The sequence below is a fragment of the Spirillospora sp. NPDC049652 genome, assembly GCF_040675125.1.
GTDB lineage: Bacteria > Actinomycetota > Actinomycetes > Streptosporangiales > Streptosporangiaceae > Spirillospora.
In genome coordinates this window covers 1-5,321 of the sequence record NZ_JBFAOF010000494.1, presented here as the reverse complement: position 1 = coordinate 5,321, position 5,321 = coordinate 1, and the positions used below count along the sequence as shown (strand labels likewise).

5 protein-coding genes are annotated in these 5,321 nt (G+C 72.7%); 1 reads left to right on the top strand and 4 read right to left on the bottom strand.

The genetic code is table 11. From position 1 onward, the window contains the following. The coding region (gene guaB, locus AB0J52_RS26070) for an IMP dehydrogenase (RefSeq protein WP_500184901.1) at window positions 1-924 on the bottom strand (924 nt) is incomplete at its 3' end. A gap of 299 nt (window positions 925-1,223) precedes the next feature. On the opposite strand from guaB, the gene AB0J52_RS26065 reads away from it, so the two are divergent. Then, window positions 1,224-1,607: a DUF5319 domain-containing protein gene (locus AB0J52_RS26065; RefSeq protein ID WP_026415270.1), complete on the top strand. Its 384-nt coding sequence runs from the start codon at window positions 1,224-1,226 to the stop codon at window positions 1,605-1,607. A 48-nt stretch (window positions 1,608-1,655) separates the two neighbouring features. On the opposite strand, the gene AB0J52_RS26060 is transcribed toward AB0J52_RS26065, so the two are convergent. From AB0J52_RS26060 to groL, 3 genes are all read right to left on the bottom strand, one after another. Further along, entirely contained in the window at window positions 1,656-2,675 is a 1,020-nt protein-coding gene (locus AB0J52_RS26060; protein ID WP_500184899.1) for a hypothetical protein, read from the bottom strand. Beyond that, window positions 2,672-3,220, bottom strand: a complete 549-nt coding sequence (locus tag AB0J52_RS26055) for a sigma-70 family RNA polymerase sigma factor (RefSeq protein ID WP_117355923.1) — start codon at window positions 3,218-3,220, stop codon at window positions 2,672-2,674. The genes AB0J52_RS26060 and AB0J52_RS26055 overlap by 4 nt, the downstream gene beginning before the upstream one ends. Before the next feature lie 659 nt (window positions 3,221-3,879). Then, on the bottom strand, window positions 3,880-5,321 hold a 1,442-nt coding region (gene groL, locus AB0J52_RS26050; protein ID WP_500184897.1), incomplete at its 5' end, for a chaperonin GroEL.

Here is a 5,321-nt window from a genome sequence, read left to right as displayed (position 1 = left end):
GATCGAGCCCGGCCCGACGCCGACCTTCACCGCGTCCGCGCCCGCCTCGACCAGCGCCTTCGCGCCCGCGTAGGTGGCGATGTTGCCGCCGACGAGCTGCACGCCCGGGGACTTGGCCTTGATCGCGGCGATCGTGTCGGCGACCCCCTTGGAGTGGCCGTGCGCCGTGTCCACGATGATCACGTCGGTGCCGGCCTCGATGAGCGCGTCCGCGCGCCGCACCGCGTCCTCGCCGACGCCGACGGCGGCCGCGACCAGCAGCCGGCCCTCGGTGTCCTTGCTGGACGCCGGGTACTGCTCGCTCTTGGTGAAGTCCTTGACGGTGATCAGGCCGCGCAGCCGGTTCTGGCCGTCCACCAGCGGCAGCTTCTCGATCTTGTTGGTGGCGAGCAGCCGGAACGCCTCGTCCTTCGACACGTCCACCGGGGCGGTGATCAGCGGCATCGCCGTCATCACCTCGCGGACGGGACGGGACAGGTCGGTCTCGAAGCGCATGTCCCGGTTCGTCACGATTCCGACCAGGACGCCGCGCACGTCGGTGACCGGGACGCCGGAGATCCGGTAGCGCGCGCACATCTGCTCGACGTCGGCGAGCGTGGCGTCCGGCAGGCAGGTCACCGGATTGGTGATCATGCCCGCCTCGGACCGCTTGACCTTGTCCGCCTCGGTCGCCTGCTCCTCGATCGACATGTTGCGGTGCAGCACGCCGATACCGCCCTGGCGGGCCATCGCGACCGCGGTGCGCGCCTCGGTCACGGTGTCCATCGCGGCCGACAGCAGCGGGATGCGCAGCGAGATCTCGCGGGTCAGCCGGGTCGTGGTGTCGGCCTCGCCGGGCATCATGTCCGAGTACCCCGGCAGCAGCAGGACGTCGTCGAAGGTCAGCCCCGTCGGGAGGAACTTGGCGGGCTCTGCGGGGTTCATCACGGCTCCTTGCGCGGTATCCGACCAGGTCAACGATGTCACACGGGGTTTCGGCGGGTGTGCTGTCCATGGTAGGGCGTCCCGCCCCGCCGCCCGGCCCGTTCGCGGCACGCCGAGGGTGGTTTTCACGACACGTCCGCCGCGTCCCCGATTACGGTGTGCAACGGCCTGGCACGCCCGCGCATTCCCTTTCCGGACGGCCCTTCCCGCCCGTCCCGTCGCTGACGCCCGGTGAGCGTTCGCGCACAGAGGAGACCGGGGGGTGCACCTCGGCGGGGGTGGCGCAGTAGCGTGGAGTCGTGCACGACGATGCCCCGCTCGACCCGTTCGCCGGCGACCCGGAGGATCCGGCCGCCTCGCTCGGCGACCCCGGGGAGGACGTCGCTCCGCTCAGCGTGGCGGAGCGCGAGGACGTGCTCGCCGACCTCGCCGACCTCGAGGTCTTCCGTGCCCTGCTCGAACCGCTGGGCGTGCGCGGCCTCACCGTCGACTGCGGTGACTGCGGCAAGATCCACTACATCGACTGGGACCTGCTGCACGGCAACCTGCGCCACCTGCTGGACGAGGGGCTGCCGCGGGTCCACGAGCCCGCCCTCGCGCCCGACCCCGTCGACTACGTGAGCTGGGAGTACGCCCGCGGCTACGTGGACGGCGTGATCGACAGCGAGGAGGGCAACTCCTGAGTCCCGTCCCGGCGCGCGCCGCCCGGCGCGGCCGGTCGCGGCCTCCCGTCAGGGGCGGTGCGGGCGGTGCCGGCGGTGGTCGCCGCGACGCTCATTGCGCCGGCGGAGCTCCGCCAGCCGCCGCCGGGTCTCGTCGACCGGATCGACGTGCGTCTGCGGACGCCCCGGCGGACGGCCCTTCAGCAGCTCGTTCAGGCGCTTCCTGAGCCGCGCCTCCTCGTCCGCGAAGTCGTGTCTGCCCGAAGCGTCCGTTCCGGGCGCACCCGAGCGCGGCTTCTCCTTCTGCCCACGCCCGGACGGAGCCGCCGGAGGACGCGCGGCGGGCACCTGCGACCGTGTGGACGACGCGTCCCCGCCACCGGCCTTGCCCTGGCCGGACGGGCTCGGCTTCCCCGAAGTTCGCACCGCGGACGCGGCCGTCGGCGACCCGACCAGCCCGCCGCCCGCGGCTGCGACACCTGTGGTGGCCAGCACCGCGCCCACGACGCCGAGCGCCACGATGGTCCGGGACCCGCGCCGCGACGGCCTGCTCCCCTGCTGCTCGGGAACGTCTCCGTCCCCGTCCTGGCGGGAGGTGCCGTCCAAGGGGGCGCGACCGGTCGCCGCGTTCGGCACAACCGGCGACCCGGCTTCGGTGGCTTCGGCGGCTGACACATCTGCCGCATACGGACGATCAGCCTCGTCCGGGAGGGACGCGGCCAGCGGCGGCTCCGAGCGCTCAGCCGTCACTCCGTCGGCGGCCACGGCGTCCGCCCGGTGGCGGGACACGGTGTCGGCGACGCGATGGAGACGCGGACGGGCACGGGGCACTTCGGGCAGCCCCTCGTCCACATCGGAGATCAGTGCTCCGAGCAGGCCCAGCGCGGGGTCGGACGCGGAGCGCGCGCCGCGCGGCCGGGGGGACACGTCCGGGGCGAGGGGCAGCGGGGAGCCGGGGTGCGCGCGCGCCGAAAGAGCCTCGATCAGCGCGTCGGTGCGGTACAGAGCGGAGAGGTCGGCCGAGCTGGGAGCATCGTCCTTGGAGGGTGACTCGGTCGGATCCGGGGCGCCGCGGCTCCGTTCCGTCAAGCGATCGACTCCTCTCGTGCCATCGCCCTCAGCCGGGCGAGGGCGCGGTGCTGGGCGACCCGGACGGCCCCCGCGGACATGCCGAGCACATTACCGGTCTCCTCCGCCGACAGTCCGGCGACCACCCGCAGCAGCACCAGCTCGCGCTGGTGGTCGGGGAGCCGGGTGAGCAGGTCGCGGGCGCGCTGCGCCTCGATGTACCGGACGACTGTCTCCTCCGGGCCGGGACCCTCGTCCGGGCCGTCCGGCAGGTCCTCGGTCGGCACGGCCGCGCGCACGGCGCTGCGCAGCGCGTCGGCGATCTTGTGCGCGGCGATGCCGAAGACGAACGAGGCGAACGGGCGGCCCATGTCGCGGTAGCGCGGCAGCGCCGACAGCACCGCGATGCAGACCTCCTGGGCCACGTCGTCGGCGATGTGGTACTGCCCCGACACCCGGCCGAGCCGGGCGCGGCAGTACCGCACGACCATCGGCCGCACCTCGGCGATCAGTACCTCGATCGCGGCGGGGTCCCCCTGCACGGCGAGGCTGGTCAGCTCCCGCATGTCCCCGTCCGGCGGGCTCGCCGGCCGCGGCACCCGCACCGGGACGGACCGCAGGGCCCGCCCTTCGTGCCCGCCGTCGGCGGGGGCGGGCGGAGCCGGACCCGCCGAGGGTTCGGTAGCGCGCGCGGTCGTCGTCCCGGCGAAGCATCCCTCGGTCACGTAGAGCATGATGCCCAGCGGGCCCGGACCTGTCTCCACTGTCCACGGCAACGGAATGGTCACAGTGCACGGACGAGCCGCCCGAATGCCACGAAACGCGGTCACCCGACCCCGGCCGGTAGCTCTTTCGCGCGCACGGGAAAACGCACGTGAAGCCGCACATGAAAAGGCACGAGCACCCGCACGCCCACCCTCTTCGGACACCGCCCGACCGCCTCCGCCGGGTCCGTCCCGAGACCGAACGGCAGGCCCGGACTCGGCCGACGAACCTCGGAACCGGCCGCGTTGAGGGCGCGGTCGCTCCGCCCCGGGAACGCGAAAGGTCCCCGTTAGGGAACGGGGACCTCTAGGCGCACGCGAGTGCGTTACCAACCGGGCGGGGACGACGCCGAAGGCGAGCCCCCGCCCGGTTGATCGCGAAGCGATGCCGCACTCGCCCGAGCTTCCGGTCCGCTGGGCTCGCCTGGCGGCTCGCCCAGCGGACGGGAGGCTCCATGAACTCAGTGCCCGTGGCCGTGGCCGTGGCCGTGACCGGCGGCGGCGGGCTCCTCCTCCTCGGGCTTCTCGACGACGAGAGCCTCGGTGGTGAGCAGCATGCCGGCGATGGACGCGGCGTTGGTGACGGCGGAGCGGGTGACCTTGACCGGGTCGATGACGCCCTCGGCGATCAGGTCGCCGTAGACGCCGGTGGCGGCGTTGTAGCCGTGGCCGGCCTCCAGCTCCTGGACCTTGGAGACCACGACGTAGCCCTCCTGGCCCGCGTTCTCCGAGATCCAGCGCAGCGGCTCGACCAGGGAGCGGCGGACGGCCTCGGCGCCGGTGGCCTCGTCGCCGGTCAGGCCGAGGGCCTCGAAGCCCTCCTTGGCGACGTGCACCAGGGCGGAGCCGCCGCCGGAGACGATGCCCTCCTCGATGGCCGCGCGGGTCGCCGAGATGGCGTCCTCCAGGCGGTGCTTCTTCTCCTTGAGCTCGACCTCGGTCGCGGCGCCGACGCGCAGCACGCACACGCCGCCGGACAGCTTGGCCAGGCGCTCCTGGAGCTTCTCGCGGTCCCAGTCGGAGTCGGAGTTCTCGATCTCGACCTTGATCTGGTTGACCCGGTCGGAGATCTCCTGGGAGCTGCCCTCGCCGTCCACGATGGTGGTGGAGTCCTTGTCCACCGTGATCCGGCGGGCGCGGCCCAGGTCCTCGATGCCGATGCCGTCGAGCTTCAGGCCGAGCGCCTCGGACACGACCTGGCCGCCGGTGAGGACGGCCATGTCGCCGAGCATCGCCTTGCGGCGGTCGCCGAAGCCGGGGGCCTTGACCGCGACGGACAGGAAGGTACCGCGGATCTTGTTGGCGACCAGCAGCGCCAGGGCCTCGCCCTCGACGTCCTCGGCCACGACCAGCAGCGGCTTCTTGGTCTGCGCGACCTTCTCGGCCAGCGGCAGGAACTCCTGCACGTTGCCGATCTTGCCGTCCACGATCAGCACGTAGGCGTCCTCCAGGACGGCCTCCATGCGCTCGGGGTCGGTGACCATGTGCGGGGACAGGTAGCCCTTGTCGAACTGGAGGCCCTCGGTGAACTCCAGCTCGAGGCCCATGGTGTGGGCCTCCTCGACGGTGATGACGCCGTCCTTGCCGACCTTCTCGAACGCCTCGGCGATCAGCTCGCCGATCTTGGCGTCCTGGGCGGAGATGGTCGCGACGTGCGCGATCTCGCCCTTCTCCTCCACCTCGCGGGCGGTCTTGAGGAGCTGGTCGGACACGTACTGGGCGGCGAGGTCCATGCCGCGCTTCAGCGACAGCGGGGACGCGCCGGCCGCGACGTTGCGCAGGCCCTCGCGGACGAGCGCCTGCGCGAGGACCGTCGCGGTGGTGGTGGCGTCACCCGCGATGTCGTTGGTCTTGGTCCCCACATCCTTTGCGAGCAGGGCCCCGAGGTTCTCGTTCGGGTCCT

Coding starts and splice junctions, on each gene's coding strand:
- AB0J52_RS26055 (WP_117355923.1), bottom strand. CDS start 3,220: ATGCGGGAGCTGACCAGCCTCGCCGTGCAGGGGGACCCCGCCGCGATC.